Origin of the sequence: Pedobacter vanadiisoli (assembly GCF_042684385.1) — a bacterium.
Classification (GTDB): domain Bacteria; phylum Bacteroidota; class Bacteroidia; order Sphingobacteriales; family Sphingobacteriaceae; genus Pedobacter; species Pedobacter vanadiisoli.
In genome coordinates this window covers 311,517-331,676 of sequence record NZ_JBHULL010000003.1, presented here as the reverse complement: position 1 = coordinate 331,676, position 20,160 = coordinate 311,517, and the positions used below count along the sequence as shown (strand labels likewise).

Below are 20,160 nucleotides of genomic sequence, written 5' to 3'. Positions count from 1 at the left end.
ATAATGTTTTATTAACTGTTAATGTGGTTTTTATTATCTTGGCACTCAAATTACATATCTCACTAATGCTTTCATTTCGTCGGTTTAATAATGCCCGCCCAAGCATTTTGCTCCATACATTTTGTTTATTCTTTTTATTGATATGCGGAGTGGCCTGCAAAAAAGCAGCAGTACCCATCCCTATCCCACCGGTTGTTGATAATCTCCCAAAGGCTAAGGACATAACCGCTGTAAGCATCGATCAGATTAACTTTATAGTATCTTATACCTTGGACTTCACTACCTCTGCAACCGGGGTTACCTATGCTACAGATTCTATTTCGCTGGTAAAAAATGCCGGTACCGATGTAAGTAGTTTCGTCAATAAATTATCATATCTGACAAAAATTGAGTTAAAGGCTTATCCTACCAACAATAAGGTTTGGTATCAGGTATATTTTTTTAACAGCAGTGGTACCAAGGTATATTCAAAAATTTATCGCCACGAATTCTCCCTCTGGCAGTTACAGAATAAATATATTGTAAACGGACTTGCCATTGATAATAACCACTCAAAAGACGGACTAGTTACTTATGACCAAACTCCTTACACAGGTTTAGACAATTCGTTAACCGTATCTATTTACCTGTCGGGCTATGATTATAAGGGCTACAAGGCAAAGATTAACGGCATTAATGCCCCTTAGGCAAATTTATAGACAGCTGGGGCGTTACTGAAATTAAAAAACTTGTGTTCGATGTGCCTGAAAATATTCCGATAGGTAATGCCAAATTTGAACTGTACAACTACAACAAGCTGGTATACAGTGCCGATGTTGTAGTAGTAAATGGTGGTTTATTAAGCAAGGTATTGCACCCCATAGGCAACAACCAGCGCGGCGATTATATTGTTCACAATAACGAACTTTACACTTATGTTAACAGATGGGTAGGATCTGGTACCGAACAACCACAATTTCATAAATGGTCGCCAGCTACCTATACCTGGACCAAACTTCCTAACCCGCCAGAAACCCGGTATTCTGAATACAATGGCGGCCAAAGCATAAATGGACTCATTTATTTTTGTCCGAATGTAAGAGATTATGGTAATAACTATCCCTTTTTATATGAAGAATGGCTATGGACATTTAACCCAGCTAATAATGTATGGAAAAAGACTATTCTATCTAGTAACAGCCCATCAAACCGAACAAAAATTGATGAAGAATTTTTAGGTTGTTTTGCCCATGGCGGCAAATTATATTGCCTTTTAAGCTATAAATCTTACGGCACTGATTATTACGAAATGCATGTTTATGATCCGGCAGATAACAGTTGGAAGAAGTTTATAGATTTACCAAACGACAAGGGCTCAATTACGGTTTACAAAACGGTTGTTAATAACGGCAAAGCTTATTTGTTGGTATCTAAGAGGGTGAGCTCGCCATATTCGGGTACAGTAACTAAAAATCAGTTCTTTGAAATGGATATGAATGCCAAAACTTTAATACCTAGGAACTGGATTACCGATCCAGGCAAAAACTGGGTTATTATTAATGATGATGAGTTTGCCGTTGCTGCGCCGAATTTAGCCAGTTACAGGGGAAAAATATATGTATATGGCGGAGGCAATACCATTTTTAGTTCTATTTATTCTTCTGTTTTTGCTGTTTATGATCCTGATACCAATACCTGGAGCAACGTAAGCGGTTATAGCTATTACACAGGTTGGGTAAGCAATAATTATGGTTACTTCGGAACAATAAACGACAAATTATATGTTGGCTTTGGTTACGACCGGCAGTACATTGAGTCTGCTGCGCTCTATAATGTAGTTATTAAATAGGCTTCTTTGTAACTTATTGATTAAATAATTGATAATAAGAACATATTCTGGTCTTAGCGAGACGCTAAGACCAGATGGGGATTACTCAACTCACCAAACTACATTCTCAGGTCTACGAGGCAATCAAAGCCAGGTTTCTTAAACTTGAACTCCTACAGAAGTAATAAAGCCCGGCAATTTTTAACCGCCGGGCTTTGTTATGTTAGTTACATTTCCGTCTTAGCGAGACGCTAAGACAAGTTAGGGATTTATGCCAGATCAGGAATTCTAGACTAAAATGGCTATTTATAGCAATGATTCTTCATTAATAAAAAAATCACTAATTAAATTATTTAGTCTATCATTTTTATAACGTTCAGAATTTTGTCTATTTATGATTACTATTCCACTATACTCTGTTTCTAAAATATCAAAACCATATTTCAGTCCATTTTTTGTAATAATTGTTAAATCAAAATAACCAAAGTTAGATTTTGTATTTACCTCACCATCAGCATGTTTAAGACTATTTATTTCACTGACAACTAATTTAAATTGGTCCTCATTTAAAGAAATACGCTGTCTTAAATATTTTTTATGCGTCTTATTTATGATTTCTATATTACTAACCTCACTCCCTTTTAGAGGAATTACTTTGATTTTAGTACAGGAAACATAGGTTGCAACAATTATAAATACAGCTATTAATCTAATTATCATGGTGTATAAAATTCTACTGCTTTACTCGGTATTAGTTTGGAATTTGAAAAATTATATGTAGATCCTGCTGGGAGAAATTTAGGTGATTGAGATATGCCAAAAGCCATGCCTTCATATAAAACCTTTGGGGAACTGAACGGATTAAGATGATATTTTCCATCAGCATATGATGTTATTTTTTGAAGTGATGTCACACCTACTCCTATAGTTGTACCTTGTGATTTACCTTCAAAAGAATATTTATTTAATGGAGTCTTACCAAAAATAACTCCTTCTGATATCCCAGCTGATGCGTCAATTCCAATATTTTTATCTGTATTTTCATATGCATGCCATCCTTTATCTTCGCCCTCTTTAATGTTAACAAACGACAAACTTTTTCCGAAACCAATACCCGCTGTAACATCACCTCCAATCGTAAATACTCTTGCATCTCCCAACTTCGGGTCTATTTTCCCGTCCAATAAAGATGCATCTATAGTTAATGGACCCGAAGGTTCTTTCCTAATTACATCGTTTGATGGAGCAGGTATTGAAGTATATATATTTACATTAACTTCTTTAGTCTTTATTATCATTAGTTTAGTATCATCCCTAGTGGATTGGTCTTTTCCCCAAATAATTATATCTTTTCCTTCCATCCCATCAGGATCTACAAACCTTATCGGATTATTAAAACCATAGTTATAAGATGAATACCTCCGCATCTTTTCTGCCAGCGGATCCACTACATTCCATCTGCCAATTATTGGATCATAGAGCCTTGCCCCATAATCATACTGCCCCAACTCTTCCTGCAACTCCTTACCATTGTAAAGGTACTTATTTGTATTCGAATTTGGAACGCCCATTTTCCTTAAACCAAAAGCATAATAGTCATCACGCTGTAGCACTTCCAGCTGGTTGGTTGTCGGGTTTTGGTAAAAGGTAACCCGAACGTTGCCTAAATGATCAGATAGGTTATACTCGTAACTGTAGCTGCTGCCGCTCTTACGGGCTAAGCCTTCTTCAGTCTGAATAAAATCGATGCTGTTGTTGGTATACTGGATACCATCTATATAATTAGTGGTGGTACCACCTGCCTGTTTTTGCAGTTTTTCGCCAGCAGCATTATAAGTATAGGTTAAATTCTGGCTTCCACTTACCGTTTGCGGCAGGTTAAGGAAGTTGTATCCCAGGGTGATGTCCTTCTGGCTATCGCTGGTGAGGTTGCCATTAGCATCGTAACCATAATTACTGTTGGTAAAACCACTGATGGCTGTCAACCTGTTGCCATTGTAACCGGTATAATTATTCGTACCAAAATTATCGCGGGTTAAACTGGTAATATTGCCCATTACATCGTAACTAATGGCCTCGCCCAGGTTGTTGCCTGCGGCGGCATTAGTTAAGCGGTTCAGCCTGTCGTATGTATAACTAAAGGTATTGGCCGTACCGTTGGTATAACCCTGGCCAGAGATATTGCCATTAAACTGAGGCAAGGTACCATCGTTGTATTTCAGTTCCATACTGAACTGATCGGAGGTACTATTCTTCATCCAGCCACGTTCGTTGTAGGCAAAGGTAGTGGCCTGGCTATCGTTGTGCAGGTTCTTTTTGCTCAGCTGCCCGATCTCATTGTACTCCAGGTGGCTCAATGCGATTTCCCCTTTATCGTTGATGTTCTCGAAAGTGGCGATCTTGCGGCCGGCATGGTCATACTCGTAGCGGTTGGCAATGGTGGTAACTACTCCACCTACCGTATGGGTACGCGTGCTTGCTTTCAGGCTGCCATCAAAATTCCAGGTATTGTCTACCACATCGGTACCATTCAGGTGGTTGTTGCTTTTGCTCTGCAGTATACGCCCTTCCAGGTCGTAATAGTTTACAGTAAGTAGCATCGTGCCTGTACCCAGGTTCTTTACTTTCGTGCCTGTCAGCAGGCCTTTAGTACGTGCTGCAGGACCCTGGCCTGTGCCGGGCTGGCCAAAGGTATTACCTACGAAATCATAATCGTCGTAGTAGTTCAGTACATAATAATCCCCGATACTACCCTGTGGAATGGCATCATTGCTGTAACCAATCTGTGCATTTGATGCATCAGGTTTTTCATAAGCAGCAGTTCCGTTTGCGATATCCTGAAAAGCCCCCCTATAATTGGTTCCCGACTGCCCGTTATGAAGATCATCAATATAACGCCCACTGATTACTATCCTGCCGAAAGCATCATATTTGGTAAAGTTCCATTCCTGTGGGCTTTTGTTTCGCTGGTTGGCATCCTGGCTCATCACCACCTGGTCGAGTTTGTTGTACACCATAAACTCCCAGCCCTTGCCCGGGATTTTCTTTTCTACCAGCCTTTTGCGTCCATCGTAATGGTAACCGTAGATAAACTGGTCGAAAACCGTTTGGCTTTCGTCAAAACTGTCCAGTGTGGCCTGCCCGTTTTCGTTCACTGCCGGTGGCAGTACATAACGCAGGTTACCCAAATCGTCATAAACGTAATAGGTACTCAGGCTTTTGTTATTGGTTTCCCATACCCGTTTCAGTACCACACGCCCTTCAAAATCCTTGAACTCATCGGTAGTACCGGTTTTTAAATCCGCAGGTACCCAGTTCTCATCCTTAAGAATGGTTTTATACAGTTTGCCCGGCTGGTAAACTCCGGCTGTTGCGCCATTGTCGGTACCGTTTATCGCCCACAGCTTTACCTCATTCTCGGCATTGGTGCCATAATCGCTTTTAAGCGTATGGCCGCTGTTAATTTGCCAGTCGGCACCAGGGGAACCCTGCTGCAATACACGGTTTAACGGAGAGGCTTCGAAAACCGTTTCAGCAAAGGGATAGGCGGTTGCTTTTACTCCTGCCGTAGGGCTGTTGTAAAAAGCCAGCTGATCAGCCAGTGCAGCTGTACGGAAACTGCCTGTAGTACCACCTTGCGCTGCATAAGGCTGGTACTTAAATTGTTCGCGGCCAAAGGCATCATAAGCCACAGGCTGTACAATATCTTTAAAACCCGGACTACCCTGTACCTGAACAGTCTGTAATGGCCTGCCCAGCCCATCAAAATACTGGATAGCCTGGTTTTCTTCGCATACATTGCGACTATTGCCCAGTGTGGCATCGGTTACCGGTTGTTTAAAAGTACGGGTAAGAATAAAATTCTGGTTGGTACTGGGGGTTGAAGACAACGGCTGGCAATTCACATAGCTCAAACCCGTGGTGAAAATCCGAACAGGCCCCATGGTATGGAAACCATCGGTCAGCGTGACGCTCGATGGTGCACTGATCTCGCTTTCGCCATTATACACAGACACCACTTTCTGGGCAGAAGAGCGGCCAGCAAGCAGCAGTAGCACTGCTGCAGCGGCACAGAAATATTTTAGATGTTGTTTCATGGAGCGCCTTAGTTTTTATAGTGGTAATCGGTCTGTTTTAAAATGTTACCGTTCTGGTCTTTTATTGCTTTCAAGCGCTGAAAAGTATCGTATTCGTAATAAGTCGTCATTCCCTTGGCATCGGTACTGCTGGTCATGCCAACCAATGGCTTGTAGGTATAACCGGTTATCGAAGCCTGAGGAAAAGACGACCTGAGTTGAGCCAGCAGGGCATTAACCTGGGCATCAGTTGGATTTGAAGCAGAAAGATTATCTACTGCTACCTGGCCTCCAAGCAGATTTACCACCGCCTGGTAATCACCATTTTTAATCTCTGCGATCATGTATCTACCTTTGTAACTCCATAGATAGACTGCATTGGTTCCCTGTACCGCTGATAGGTTCATTATATTTCCATAATGATCGTAATTATTGAAAGCAACCCGTTTTTCATACCTGCTGTCCATTTCGAAAGCAAACTGTCCTGGATTTTCAAAAGACATGCCAGAGGGCTTTCCTGAAAATTTAAAAGGGGCAGATCCAGAAATCCCGTTGGTATTCAATCTGTAGGTATTTCTCAAAAGTGCTTTCCCCCCGGGAAAATACTCATTGATTGACCCCCCGGCTATAGTTCTTCCAGAAGCGCCATCCACATAAGATACCTGTTCGATATTTACGGTAGTATTATTTTTCAGTTTCAGATCATCAATAAAGGGAGTACCAGCCGCATAATCGGCAGGATAGGTAAATGCAGAATAAACCGCCTTTCCGTCACTTCCAACCATTTTCTTTCGGGTCAGCTGGATATGCAAAGGATTATCGTAGTAATAAGACACAGAACTCACTACCGGTGGACCTGTACTGTTAAAAGTACTATCGGTTTCCGAGGTAAGATAGGACCAACTCGAATTTAGAAAATAATAGTCGGCCGCAAAGGTTGCAGGCCCACATGCAGTTGATGTACATGGGGGTGGGAAAAGAATGCCTATCTTCACACCTCTTATTGAAAATTCATTTGGTCCTTCACCAATAGTCTTTTTGTAGGTATTATCCTTTCTGGAAATCAGTTTCATCTTTTGTACCTGAGGATCGTAAGAATAGCTCTTAACAGTTTTGAGCAACCCATTCTGCCCATCGTTCATTATTCTGGGTGCAAAAGGGAACTTTACCCCCGTAATGTCAGGATCATTATACTCCTGGGTAGGCATGCCCTCATTGATATATTCATAACTTGTCATCCCATTGCCCTCTTTGGATGTATTGTAAACACTTACATAGTCATAAACTACGTTTCCACCCTGTATGGTACCCAGAGGGGCAACACTAGAAGAACTCTGTGTGTTGTACCTGCATTCCTGTGTTGAGGATTCTATAGATGAAGAATATCTCCAACTCTCATATTCCATTTTAGGCTGATAGATCAGTTTCCCACTAGAAACTGCGGGTGTAAGTTCGTGGGCATAAACATAGTTTTTACTAAACCCCATGCTACCGTTGCCAGGAACAAAATCTGTACGTTTTATCCTCAGTCCACCTGTTGGCTTATTCTCTGCCACCTGATTCAGTTTGTCATAAACCCAGTTGATCTGCACAAAATCGTCACTTAAATCAAATGGATCCGTCACATATGAAAACGTGAGTGTATAGTTGCCTGCTGGCAGGGTAGTATTAAAGGAAAGTGTGTTATTCGTACCAGTAAAAGTCTGCGAGTAACCGTTCGGTCCAGTAAGTGTTGCAAAATTACCGCCGCCGGTAATCTTCCATTTTGACTTGAAATCTCTGCCCGAAATAGGTATCTGAAAAGTAGTGACTGCATATTCCTGTGAAGATGGCATCGCATAATGGCTATTGCTTTCCACCGTACTCGAATTTCCGTAATAATGATAGGTATTAGCCTCCAGATCCAGCAAGGTATGGCCACCGGTAGGATAGATAATTTTTTTAAGCGACCCGGCCTTGATATATAACGGATTAGTTTCCCGGTCTGCCCCATCATAAAACCCCTTTGCAAGGTTCTTTGGAAGCAGTGTGGTATTCTCAATAGCCCCGTTGTAATAACCGCAATAGTCTTGGGCCAGACTCAGTCTGGCCGGCATCGGTGTCTGGTCATACTCAAGCCTGTAAGTTTCCTGCCCGTTTTTGGTCACGCTGTCCAGTTTTAGCCAATATTTCAACGAAGCATCCGTAGGGCTATCAGGAGAAGTGAAGTAACTATAGAACAGTTGATGGCGCTGCACATCCAATCCGCTTGAACTGATCAAAATCTCTGAAAGAGGTCTGTCGCCAGCCAGATCGAGTCGGTTGACGCTCGAATAATTGAAGTGCACATGTTGCCCATCTGAAACATAAATATCAGAAATCCTCTTACCGGCCACGTGAACCACACTTGTTGAGGTACAACGGGTATCAGTTGGACAATCAGAATTACCGGTAACCCGCACTGATCTGTTTTCAGATATTTGCCCCTTATAATCATAAATTTCGTCACTATAAACAAAATCAATCGTATCATTTGAGAGCGTTATTATCTTCGTAAGCACAGCCGTAAAGCTACTTTCAGGGAAGGAAGTACCTCCGCAGTTGCTGGTTAAGGTACTACTTGTTAACTCAAACTGTCCATATATGTAGGTGTTGCCTCTTTCATCAACTATTGTATAGGCATTCTGAGTTGTATTTGTGAATGAAGAAGGAGTTACCTTGATACATTGATAAGGCATTGTGTGGACATTTCTCTCCTGATCGAAAAAGAACTTTCCACTTTTCCCTGGCATTGAGAAATAAAAAAGATCAGGTTCGCTATCTATGAGGCCATCGGTAACACTTTTATTAAAATCGTATCTCGGATCTGATGTATAAACAGGTGTGGTTCCTAAACCAAAAAATGTCTTAATAAGACCAGTTTGAGGTGTTTTAGCTAAGGTATTTACCCAACCTATATTTGCTCCATAATCATTAACGCCGTTTATTGACTGGCTAACATTACCCATTCCGCTTAACGACCAGCCAAGCCCCGTATTGGGAGCAGGTTCATCAACCTTGATACCAGAAGAATGGTAATTCAGGCTAATAGGGATGCTTATATCCCGGAGCTTTATCTCATAAATGGGTATAGAAATATCGGGCACACCCGTATGCAATGATACCGGCATATCGATAAACTTATTGAACACAGAAACCTCAGGCCCTTGTGGAGTGAGTTTTGGCACAGGATCCGTTGACGTGGCCTGACCATATATACTGCCACAAAACACGACCATGCTAAAAAAAATTAAGAGTGAAATTCGGATATACATATAGAAAGAATATTAAATAAAATTCAATTTAAAATCTGGATCGAGATCGATGACTATCATCTACAAAAAACAACTTTGATTTAAAGATATTTAAGACTTTCGATCCGATGATAATAAGGACGAGAAAAGCCGAGAATAACCATTGCCCGGATATTACATATAGAGTCTATAGAAAGAATAGGAAGATTTAAGAAGAGGCGCATTTTCAGATAATTTATAAATCAAAGATATACTTAAATGTACAAACAATTAAAAAAAATTACATGAAAGGATTATTTTATTTGATATAACCAACACTTATTCGGTATTTGATAATTATTAAATAATACAGGCTAGGGTGATCAAAAACACTGATTTTAAACAAAAAAACCGCACTTTAAAATGTTCAAAGTGCGGTTGTACCCAGAAGCAGATTCGAACTGCCACGCCGTTGCCAGCGCCACCCCCTCAAGATGGTGCGTCTACCAATTTCGCCACCTGGGTTTATGCTGCAAATATATCATTTGAAATGAAAAAAAATGGGTATTTATAAAAATATTGAGATTTCGGATACATCTTTTTTACTTTTTAGACCATATGCTTATCATCCCGATAGCCATCGGGATAGATTCCTGCCCTGAACCACAATTAATTTTAGATTTCTGAAAAGTTTAAATCTCCAGTTTTAACCCGTCATAAGCCAGTCGGATGTGCTTGGGTAAATCTTTTTCTACCTCTGCGTGTTTGCCCAGGTTATGGCTGATGTGTGTAAGATAAGTCACTTCGGCACCGGCTTTTTCGGCAAAAGCAATGGCTTCGTCTAACGTGAAGTGCGAAATATGCGGCGCTTTCTGCAAAGCGTTAATGACCAAAATTTTAGAACCTTTTATTTTATCAAAACTTTCTTCTGATATGGTTTTAGCGTCGGTAATATAAGTAAAACTGCCTATCCTGTAACCCGTAATAGGAAGTAAATGGTGCATGATTTCAAAAGGAATAATGGTGCTTTCGCCAATTTTAAAATCTTCGCCATTGGTTACGGTATGAAGGTTAATCTGTGGTAAACCATGGTATTTAGTTTCGGCAAAAATGTAATAAAATTCCCTCTTAAGTGAGGCTTGTACCCTCTCTGTTGCATATACGTCAATTACCTTGTGCAAAAGGTAATTAAAGGGCCTGATATCGTCTAATCCGGCAATATGATCTTTATGTTCATGTGTAAACAAAACCGCATCCAGATCTTTTACCCCTTCACGCAGCAATTGATAACGGAAATCCGGACCGCTATCTACCACAATTGTTTTATCAGTGGTTTCTATTAAAATGGAAGTTCTTAAACGTTTGTCTTTTTTATCCGGCGATAAACAAACTTCACACCCACAAGCAATTACAGGAACGCCCTGCGATGTACCGGTACCTAAAAAAGTAACTTTCATCGGCTTAAATTTCCTTTCCTATACTTATAACTGCAGCGGTGTAACTTCATTAAAATAATTCGGTCTGTTGTAAGGATTGATAAAACTGCCTTTGTTTTTCTTCCAGCAGGTTTTCATCAGCGTTGGTCTGTTTCACCAAAGTAACCAACGCAGTTATTTTTCCTTCAAGGTTTGAAAATTTATTAACCACGATTACTTTATTATGTTCCAATAAACAAGAACCCGTTTTAAAGTTTCCTTTTTCGTAGCGCACCTTATAGCCCATTGCAAAAAGCAAGGCCTCTAGTTTCTCTAAAGTATGGTTTGTTAGTGGCAAAGACATTGGAACAAACTTAGATAAATCTGCGCAGCATTCATAAATCAGTTTGTAAAAAATATAGCTTTTTATGTTTTTGCTGTAGCCTTACCAAATAAAACATATTCAGTTATGGTTTTTCTTAAGTGAATTAAATTGCCTGAGGTGGTAATATGGAAGAAAAATGTAGTTATTAACGTGAGTTTTGGTATTAACTTCGCCATTGCGAACTGAAGAAGGGGGTTTACGAAGGAGTGAAACACCCACTAAGCGAGCTTGAATACTATTAAAACACTAAGCTACAGATGAAAAATCTTTTTGATGTTAAATTATATGATGGATTGCTTCGGCTCGCTCATATCCCGCCTCGCAATGACGGAATTACACACAACCACCTGATAATCAGAATCAAAACTTAATACGCCTTTAAAAAAATGCCTGGAGTGGTAGGAACAAAAAAAAGTTCAGCTGTTTCCAACTGAACCTTCCAAGTTTCATCCCGCCTAGGCGGTAATAACAATTATCTTAAATCTACCACCTCAACACCAGGATATTTTTTGGCATCGAAAGCAAAAGTAGTTTCTGGCACATTTACGTTAGGCGAGAAAGTTTTCACATTGTAAGTGTATTTGTTTCCGTTTTTATCAAACAATACCACGTTTGCAATCTGTTTAGCAGCTTTATCAATGCTTAAACGAACTTTGAAGATCGATTTTTTAGCATCAACAGGTGTTAAGTCGATCATTTCATAAGTTTTACCACCAACTTTCTCATCGCCGGTATAAACATATTTGAATCCTTTTTCGTAAACAGTGAAAATTTTAGCAGGATTAATGGCGTCGCCGCTGTTATCTACATTACTTACCTGCACTTCTTTGTCCTTTTTCAAATAAGTCCATTGGCTTTTACCATCACTAAACAGCTCCTGGTTGGTCATGGCCACTTTATATTTATTTGAGTTGGCTTTTACGTATAAAGTACCTTGCTGAGTTTCTTTTACTTTAGCTTTTGGATTATCCAAAGTGAAAGTAAAATCTGTTTTTACGATATTATACGATTTGTATTTTTTACTCACATCTGCTAAAATGGCTTTAGCTTTCGCATCAGTTTGAGCATAAGTTGAAGCGGTAAAAGCAACTACAACCATTAATGCTGAAATTAATTTCTTCATCTTTTCTTTTTTATTTTTCTTTGAAACGTTGGAGTGAATTATTGTTAAATGGTTTAATCTACTCCTGATTATCCATACCATTCAAGAATTGTTCCAAAGAATACTCATCGGGGTATAAAACTTCTCTGGCTTTACTTCCTTCAAACGGGCCAACAATACCTGCGGCCTCCAATTGGTCAATAATTCGCCCTGCCCTGTTGTAACCCAGTTTAAGTTTACGCTGTATCAATGAAGTTGAGCCCTGTTGATGCATCACAATAAGCCTTGCAGCATCCTCAAAGAACTTGTCGCGCTCGTTGGGGTCGAAATCGGCCTTGCTTCCCTCCCCTGCTTCATCTATATATTCTGGCAGCTGGTACGCATCGGCATAACCGCGCTGGTTACCGATATATTCTGAAATCCGGTCAACCTCGGGTGTATCAACGAAAGCACACTGTAGCCTGATTAAGTCGCTACCTGTAGATAAAAGCATATCGCCCCGACCTATTAACTGATCGGCACCGCCACTATCTAAAATGGTACGCGAATCGATTTTAGATAAAACCCTAAACGCTAACCTGGCCGGGAAATTGGCCTTAATGGTACCTGTAATAATATTTACGGATGGGCGCTGTGTAGCCAGAACCAAATGGATTCCGATTGCCCTGGCCAGCTGCGCCAAACGTGCTATCGGAGCCTCAACCTCTTTACCAGCTGTCATCATCAGGTCGGCAAACTCATCAACCACTAACACAATAAAAGGCAAAAAGCGGTGACCATTATTAGGGTTAAGCTTACGTTTGATAAATTTATCGTTGTATTCTTTTAAATTCCTTACCTGTGCATCTTTCAACAAATCGTAACGCTGATCCATTTCGATACAAAGTGAGTTTAAGGTATTGACCACCTTTTTGGTATCGGTAATAATGGCATCTGCCTCCCCAGGGAGTTTGGCTAAAAAGTGCCTTTCAATGCGGTTAAACAGGGTTAATTCTACCTTTTTCGGATCGACAAGTACAAATTTCAGCTGTGCCGGGTGTTTTTTAAACAACAGCGAAACCAAAATGGAATTAATACCAACTGATTTACCCTGCCCGGTTGCCCCAGCTACCAATAAGTGTGGCATTTTAGCCAAATCGGCAATAAAAACCTCGTTACTAATGGTTTTTCCGAGGGCAATTGGCAAATCCATGGTAGTCTGGCTCCATTTTTCAGTATTCAGGATGCTTCGCATAGGCACCATTTCAGGATGCTGGTTTGGCACCTCGATACCAATTGTACCTTTACCCGGCATTGGTGCAATAATACGTATGCCCAGCGCGGCCAATGAAAGCGCGATATCATCTTCTAAATTTTTAATTTTAGAAATCCTTACCCCCGGAGCAGGAATAATCTCGTAAAGGGTAACTGTAGGACCAATTGTAGCCTTAATCTTATCGATTTCGATATTATAATGATTAAGGGTTTCGACAATTTTATTCTTGTTGGCCTCCAGTTCTTCTGCATTAACTGAAATTTTATTGGTACCGTAATTTTCGAGCAAATCAACTGTAGGATACTTATAGCCTGATAAATCGAGCTTTTCATCATAATTACCAAACTGCTCAACCAGATCGTCTGATTTTTTCTCCTCTTCCGTTTTTTCGATGGTAAATGCAGGCTCTTTTTCGTCTTCTATTGGCGGCTCCACCACTAAAGGTGTAGCAGTTGCTGCTGCAGAAGCGATGGGCAGATTAGTAGCTAACGGTGATAATACAACAGGTGATACTTTTTCTTCCTCTTCTTTTTCTTCGAAACGGCTTGGCTGTAATATCACATTTTGTTGTTTACGCTCGTTATTTACCGGTTTATCCGATACGAGAGATTCAATTGACGATGAATGCTCATCGAAAGTCTTGTTTTTTATGGCTTGCTCCCTGATATCGTTTACATAATCGGGTGTTTCGTTATCCAGGTAAACCTCTTTTGCTTTACGTTCAGGGAATTTAAAATCGATGTTATAAGCAATGATCAAAATGGTTAATCCGGCAAATGCTATTAACCCGGCAACACCGGCAGCCCCAATTTGGGCACTTAACAATTTATTGCTCCAGTAACCAAACTCACCTTCCAGGTAATGTGGCGACTCTGACCAGAAACTGTGTGCAAAACCTAGGGTTAACGAAATAAAAAGTAAAAAGAAAAAGCTATAGCCCAGTGTTTTAGAAATAGAAAGGATTTTAACCTTAAACAATAAACGGTAGCCAATAATAAAAAAAGCCAGAACAAATAAAAAGGAAGCAATACCAAACCATTCGTAAATGAACTGATGTGATAACAATGCACCAAACTTACCCAACCAGTTTTGAACAACCGGGGTGGTAACTCCAGCAGTTTTTAACTCTTCGGATGTTTTAAACAGATTGCCCCAACCGCCATTTGCATCGATCACGTAACTCTGGTCATCCTGCCAGGTAAACAGGTACGATGTAAAGGCTATTAAAAAGTATAGGGATAAGATCACAAAAAACAGACCTACAATTTTAATTGCGCGGCCATCTGCCAGATCGAACCTTGGTAAAAATTCTCTTTTTTCTTTGGTCTGACGGCCCGATGAAGACCTGCCAGGTGCATTTTCAGCGCCTTTATCTCTGAATGTATTGGTTTTAAACTGGTTACCCCGTACCGACATTTTCTTTCCTAAATAATTTAATATAGAACAAACTTAGATAAAACTGAGCAGCATTAATAAAAAAAATAATCACAAATCGTGCCCATAAACAATTTTATATAATCTGCCTTAAATTAAATAAAAATATTCATCGGGCATTAAACCTTAAACAGAAATTATAGTCTATTATTTTAACAACACACAAGTTGTTACGTTTTGTCAAATGAAACGGATTTTGTTTTAGGTTTTATCCCGTTTTGCCTGGAGGGGCTAAACGGGATTTTTTTTAGTGTCCATAAATTATTTTTTTTATTAAATAAATCGTTCATTGTTGGTAATCCCTAATAATTACATTAATTAAGTTAGCTTTAGGCTCGGTATACTCGTAACGACACATTTACCTACACATATTGTCATCCTGGGGGATAATTTATTGTATAAAAATCAATATGATTGACAGCCCTCTCACGAGTCGTCATTTCGAGCGGAGTGCAACGCAGTCGAGAACCGCGAAGTGATCAGCGAAGCTAAATCTGTCTCTATAGCTTTCTCCATTTCGCTGCCGGCAAAATAGGCTGGCTCCAGTCGAAAGGACGATTCTTCTATAGGATCTGTCAATGGTAGCCTGTCGAAGTACCCTATTGATGACTTAATTGGTCAATATCATTTGAAAAGCAGGGTTCTATACACTTCGGTTACGATAGTCCCGCTATCGCTCCAAGTCCTCACTCATTTCTTCGCTCCGGGCTTTCCATTCTATCAGGTTTATTTAACCTGAGTCTGTAGTGCTTAGGGCTTAAATCTAATGGTTGCCAAGACAGTGGGTTTGCGTTACGGATTGTAAGGGTTCAGTACCGATCCTTCATCGGTACCGGAGCGAAGCGCAGCCCTGAAAAGCCCGGCCCTTTCCCGTTTTTCACGGGATTGGGTAACGCCCATATTATTTAATGGTTAACCAATGTTTAATGAACTCAGGTGAATAGCAGGTCTATATTATTTTGAAAAGCAGGGTTCTGTGCACTTCGGTTATAACAGTCCCGCTATCACTTCAAGTCCTCACTCGTACCTCGTTCCGGGCTTTTCGTTCTATCAGGTTTATTTTACTCAGGCCAGTAATGCTTAGGCTTTAAAATTAATTGCTGATTAAAAAAAATAGGTTTTGCGTTAGGGATTGTAAGGGTTCAGTACCGATCCTTCATCGGTACCGGAGCGAAGCGCAGCCCTGCAAAGCCTGCCCCCTTTCCCGTTTTTCACGGGATTGGGTAACGCCCAAATGAGTTAACAGCTTTCAGTTAGCAATTTTTGAACGGTTGCTCATTTTTTTTAGACATCACGTTTTTTTGACCTCTGAGGCCTTGGTAGATTGCCTTACACTAAATATATTTAGGTATTAAAGTTTACAATTTCTTAATTTTTGTTAATTTAAAGCGATTTTTGAAACAATATTATGAGCATAGCGCAACTCGAAGAGCAAATTGAGGCTGGAAATTTACAAGCAGTAAAAGAAATTTTAGTAGAAAATCCAAAATTGGCAAATTTGGATACTTCTCATCACATTTCGCCGTTATTATTGGCTTGTTACTACAAAAAGCAAGAAATAGCCGACTTAATAGCTGAGTTTACAGATCATTTAACCTTATTTGAAGCCTGTGCAGTTGGTAAATTCGATGCGGCTACCTTATCAATTTTTCAAAACCCGGAGCGCGTAAACGAATTTTCTGATGATGGATTTACACCATTGGGCCTAGCCTGCTATTTCGGGCATGAAGAATTAGCCCGTTTTTTGGTATTAAAAGGAGCAGATGTTAACCTGGCCTCAAAAAATGGTTTTAACGTATTTCCCATCCACTCGGCAGTTGCCGCCAATAATTTCAATATCACTAAAATGCTGTTAGATGCAGGTGCATACCCGAATGTTTGCCAGAAAGCAGGATTAGCACCTTTACACACTGCGGCACAATTGGGGAACATAGAATTGATTATTTTATTGCTGGAACATGGCGCAGAAGTATCTTTACGCATGGAAGGCGGAAAATTACCTGCAGATTTAGCCGCTGAAAAAGGTTTTAACGAAATTGCAGAGATTTTGAGAGACGATGATTAGTTAGCCTGGAGTCGTGAGTCTTTAGTCGAAAGTCTGATTTGTTAACCATTTTCCATCATCCATATTACCGCTTACATTATTCCCAGATCCTTAGCCGCATTCTTTTGATGTAAGTCCTGATATCGAGTACAACAGCTGCCAAAAAATAGAATAATATTGGAAAACCTACCGCTAAAAATGAAGAGTAAATAAAAAACAAACGAACCTTCGCTGTACTCATATTTAACTTGTTAGCCAAATAAGTAGAAACACCAAAACTCTGTTGTTCAAAATAGGTTATGATTCTTTGGAACATTTTAAGCTTATTTTAAAAATCTTAATAACAATACCACAAGATAAAATTATTGGAAACCGAATTCATAATTTGATTTCTTAACTCTAATTTAGGAATAATAATTGGTTATATTTTCAATAGCATAACGGTCTTAATTATCCCAGAACCAGTTTTTCAAAATCCTGTTTATCCTCATGTTTAATAAAAAGCGTTTGCTGCTCTTCCAGCCCCGAAAAATTCTCGACCAGTTCTGCTTTAAATCTATGGATATCAACATGTTTGTTTAAAATAACAGTCAGGGCATCGGCATTGCCCCTAACCTCAATAATCTGATCAGGATAGAGTTCTTTTAGCTCGTGAGGAAATTCCATAGTATAAAAACGGATTATAGGTTAGAAAGTTTTACCAGAAGTTAGAATCTGGTTAGGCCTGCTTTAAAATTTTAATTCCAATACCACAAGATAAGCATTTTTTCTCATTACAATATTGCTTTTTTAGCTGCAAAATTGCTTGCGAAGCAAACGCATGTCTGATTTTCACCCCTGCTCCCCTAAATTTATCAATAATTGCATTTTCTTCAGCCGGAAGGCTTTCGAGCAACTTTATGGCCCTGCTGATGTAAAAAGGAGTATCTGTATATTTACCATAAGCAAACAAAAATAAAGCAACCGTATTTAGCAGAATGTTATCTACCGAACCTTTACCGATCTGTATGTTTACACCGCTGGTTTCTTTTTTAAAATGATAATGTGTTTTCCAATAATCGTTTACAGGCAAATTTTCGAATAGGTTACGTAAATCATTAACTTCTTTAATCACCATAATTTTAGAAAAAAGATGATTTGCCTTTACAATCAGCGCGGCAAACTGTGCCAACCTAATTGTTGGAAAATTCTGTGGTCGCATACGCATAAATTTCCACACCGAAATTTCCATTGGCTCAATGCTATACTTCTTCCTGAGAAACGCGAATTCGGCTTTTAGCTTTTGGGGATATCCTTCATCAAACTGATCATTTAAAAATCCTGCCGCACCAAAAACAATGGCCTCAATTTGATGTGGGTTATCTTTATGTTTGGAATAGATATTCTGCGGAACTGCTTTTGTAATCAGTTCGAAAGGCAGTGCGTTAATTTTGAATCCAAAATTACGCGCCATAAAACGGTAGAAAGTCTCATCCCAATTGCCGTTTAGTTCGTTCAGGGTTTCAATAACTGCATTTGTTTTTTGCTCGAAACGCTCAATCAGGGTCCTGGCCAAAAAAGAATCAACTATTAATGAATCAACCGTTCCGATCTGGGCAATACAAGGAAAATCAGTAAGGGTAAGAAACAGGTTTTCGTATTTTTTAACCAGGTCAGGAGAAATGCGTTTTTTTAACTCGAGCACTGGCAATACGGTGCTGTCCATTCTTTTAATTTCGACATCATGTTCATAAACCACATGCAAAATCACATTCTCGTAAGCAGGGTCTTTCTGATGATTATGCTTTAGCCAATCTGACGATTTGAGGTGGATTTCTACATTGCCCGCCCAGGTGGTACCGTCGATTTCGATCTTCGCATGAAAAAAATCCGGTCCGGCGTTTTTATTGAGCAATCCCGGATTGATAACTTTTAAGCTTTCTCCCGCTACAGTTTGCAGCCCGTTATAATCAAACGACCTGAACTGCCATACATAATGAAGAAAATCTTCCGGAAAATTCATCCTTGAAGATAACGAATTTATTATTTCGCTACAACTAACTTATAAGTTTAAATCCTGTACTTCTTTGCAATAGTTATTAAAAACACAGGTAACCAAATAACGGTTCCCACTTTTTCAAATGCAAAATACCAGGTTGTTTTCTGACTAATATTAAAATGAATAGCCCACTACCGTGATGAGAAACAGCCTTCAGACCCCTGTAATGCTGCTTTTTCTCTATATTGCTTTCAATATTATCAATCAAGTAACACAATCTATAGCACTTTCACGGAAAGTAAAATAGTTTTCATAAAAAAGCATATATGTAGTTTTTTATACCAACCCTGCTTTAACCAAAATCTGTTCCATTTCCTGTTGCAGTTTTAAGGCTTCTTCCCTTGTCCTTTCGGCAAAATCTTCGCCCTGACCGGCGTAAATAATTCCTCTTGATGAGTTGATCAATAATCCGCATTGCGCATTTAACCCATATTTACATACTTCTTTCAAATCGCCCCCCTGCGCGCCAACACCAGGCACCAATAGGAAATGAGTTGGCGCCAGTTTACGTACATCGCCAAAAGCTGAACCACGGGTTGCACCTACCACATACATCATCTGCTCATCAGTTGCCCAGTTTTGTGAGGTTTTAATCACCTTCTCGAAAAGTTTATCGTCACCTATCTCCTGTAACTGAAAATCGGCATGACCACTGTTAGAAGTTAAAGCCAAGAGGATTACCCATTTACCCTTAAAATTTAAAAACGGCATGATCGAATCACTTCCCATATAAGGAGCTACCGTAACCGAATCAAAACTCATTTCTGATGATTCCGCATTAAAGAAAGTTTCGGCGTACATGGCAGAAGTATTACCGATATCGCCTCGTTTGGCATCGGCAATAGAAAAAATATCCTGTGGAATGTATTTCCAGGTTTCGATCAAAGTTTCCCAACCTTTTTTACCATAACACTCGTAAAAAGCGGTATTGGGTTTATAAGCCACACACAAATCGTGGGTTGCATCAATAATCTGTTTATTGAATTCCAAAACCGGATTTTCATATTTTAACAGGTGTTTTGGGATCTTATCTAATGAGGAATCCAATCCGACACATAAAAATGAACGTTTTTTTTGTATCTGCTCAAAAAGTTGTTGCTTTGTCATATATGGGCTTATTTGCTGCAAATATGAAGATTTTTAAGTTTTTTGAACGATAAAATAATACCCGCTTGAATTATTTTTATAAACATTTTAAACTTTTGCTTGCAGATTACGTTTCAAATACATAGAATTGCAACATAATTTCTCAACCGTTTATCTGAATATCCCAGAAAAATTTATCAAAATTTGTTTTTTGTTACCATTTTTTAGAAGCCAAAATTGCTTTTGTTCAGCTTATAAACAATTATG

At 39.4% G+C, this 20,160-nt stretch carries 14 protein-coding genes and 1 tRNA gene; 3 read left to right on the top strand and 12 right to left on the bottom strand.

What is annotated here, in order from left to right:
• Positions 1 to 65 precede the first annotated feature (65 nt).
• Positions 66 to 686, top strand: coding sequence for a hypothetical protein (locus tag ACFSR6_RS02505; RefSeq protein WP_379074477.1), 621 nt, complete (start codon positions 66 to 68; stop codon positions 684 to 686).
• A 53-nt stretch (positions 687 to 739) separates the two neighbouring features.
• Positions 740 to 1,828 (top strand): Kelch repeat-containing protein, encoded by a 1,089-nt coding sequence (locus ACFSR6_RS02500; RefSeq protein WP_379074474.1) that lies wholly within the window; start codon positions 740 to 742, stop codon positions 1,826 to 1,828.
• Between the two features lie 285 nt (positions 1,829 to 2,113).
• On the opposite strand, the gene ACFSR6_RS02495 is transcribed toward ACFSR6_RS02500, so the two are convergent.
• From ACFSR6_RS02495 to ACFSR6_RS02460, 8 genes are all read right to left on the bottom strand, one after another.
• Entirely contained in the window at positions 2,114 to 2,527 is a 414-nt protein-coding gene (locus ACFSR6_RS02495) for a hypothetical protein (RefSeq protein ID WP_379074472.1), read from the bottom strand.
• Positions 2,524 to 5,904, bottom strand: coding sequence for a DUF6443 domain-containing protein (locus ACFSR6_RS02490; RefSeq protein WP_379074469.1), 3,381 nt, complete (start codon positions 5,902 to 5,904; stop codon positions 2,524 to 2,526). Before ACFSR6_RS02490 ends, ACFSR6_RS02495 begins: the two co-directional genes overlap by 4 nt.
• An 8-nt stretch (positions 5,905 to 5,912) precedes the next feature.
• Positions 5,913 to 9,140, bottom strand: coding sequence for a hypothetical protein (locus tag ACFSR6_RS02485; RefSeq protein ID WP_379074466.1), 3,228 nt, complete (start codon positions 9,138 to 9,140; stop codon positions 5,913 to 5,915).
• A gap of 435 nt (positions 9,141 to 9,575) precedes the next feature.
• A tRNA-Leu gene (locus ACFSR6_RS02480) sits at positions 9,576 to 9,659 on the bottom strand.
• 167 nt (positions 9,660 to 9,826) lie between these two features.
• The gene (locus ACFSR6_RS02475) at positions 9,827 to 10,591 is read right to left on the bottom strand and encodes an MBL fold metallo-hydrolase (protein WP_379074463.1); all 765 of its coding nucleotides are present in this window, start codon (positions 10,589 to 10,591) and stop codon (positions 9,827 to 9,829) included.
• 49 nt (positions 10,592 to 10,640) lie between these two features.
• Positions 10,641 to 10,913, bottom strand: coding sequence for a hypothetical protein (locus ACFSR6_RS02470; RefSeq protein ID WP_379074460.1), 273 nt, complete (start codon positions 10,911 to 10,913; stop codon positions 10,641 to 10,643).
• A gap of 493 nt (positions 10,914 to 11,406) precedes the next feature.
• The gene (locus ACFSR6_RS02465) at positions 11,407 to 12,057 is read right to left on the bottom strand and encodes a LolA family protein (RefSeq protein ID WP_379074457.1); all 651 of its coding nucleotides are present in this window, start codon (positions 12,055 to 12,057) and stop codon (positions 11,407 to 11,409) included.
• Positions 12,058 to 12,115: 58 nt separating this feature from the next.
• The gene (locus ACFSR6_RS02460; protein WP_379074455.1) at positions 12,116 to 14,707 is read right to left on the bottom strand and encodes an FtsK/SpoIIIE family DNA translocase; all 2,592 of its coding nucleotides are present in this window, start codon (positions 14,705 to 14,707) and stop codon (positions 12,116 to 12,118) included.
• A gap of 1,426 nt (positions 14,708 to 16,133) precedes the next feature.
• Here ACFSR6_RS02460 and ACFSR6_RS02455 point away from each other — a divergent pair.
• Positions 16,134 to 16,790, top strand: a complete 657-nt coding sequence (locus tag ACFSR6_RS02455) for an ankyrin repeat domain-containing protein (RefSeq protein ID WP_379074452.1) — start codon at positions 16,134 to 16,136, stop codon at positions 16,788 to 16,790.
• 76 nt (positions 16,791 to 16,866) lie between these two features.
• Here the strand turns inward: ACFSR6_RS02455 and ACFSR6_RS02450 are convergent, their stop codons facing one another.
• The 4 genes from ACFSR6_RS02450 to pyrF all read right to left on the bottom strand — a co-directional run bounded on the left by ACFSR6_RS02450 (position 16,867) and on the right by pyrF (position 19,914).
• Positions 16,867 to 17,085 carry a PspC domain-containing protein gene (locus tag ACFSR6_RS02450; protein ID WP_183763703.1) on the bottom strand — a complete coding sequence of 73 codons (219 nt, stop codon included), beginning with the start codon at positions 17,083 to 17,085 and terminating at the stop codon, positions 16,867 to 16,869.
• A gap of 134 nt (positions 17,086 to 17,219) precedes the next feature.
• The gene (locus ACFSR6_RS02445) at positions 17,220 to 17,435 is read right to left on the bottom strand and encodes a hypothetical protein (RefSeq protein ID WP_379074449.1); all 216 of its coding nucleotides are present in this window, start codon (positions 17,433 to 17,435) and stop codon (positions 17,220 to 17,222) included.
• 52 nt (positions 17,436 to 17,487) lie between these two features.
• Positions 17,488 to 18,771 (bottom strand): DUF2851 family protein, encoded by a 1,284-nt coding sequence (locus ACFSR6_RS02440; RefSeq protein ID WP_379074446.1) that lies wholly within the window; start codon positions 18,769 to 18,771, stop codon positions 17,488 to 17,490.
• Between the two features lie 312 nt (positions 18,772 to 19,083).
• Positions 19,084 to 19,914: an orotidine-5'-phosphate decarboxylase gene (gene pyrF / locus ACFSR6_RS02435; protein ID WP_379074443.1), complete on the bottom strand. Its 831-nt coding sequence runs from the start codon at positions 19,912 to 19,914 to the stop codon at positions 19,084 to 19,086.
• Positions 19,915 to 20,160: the final 246 nt, after the last annotated feature.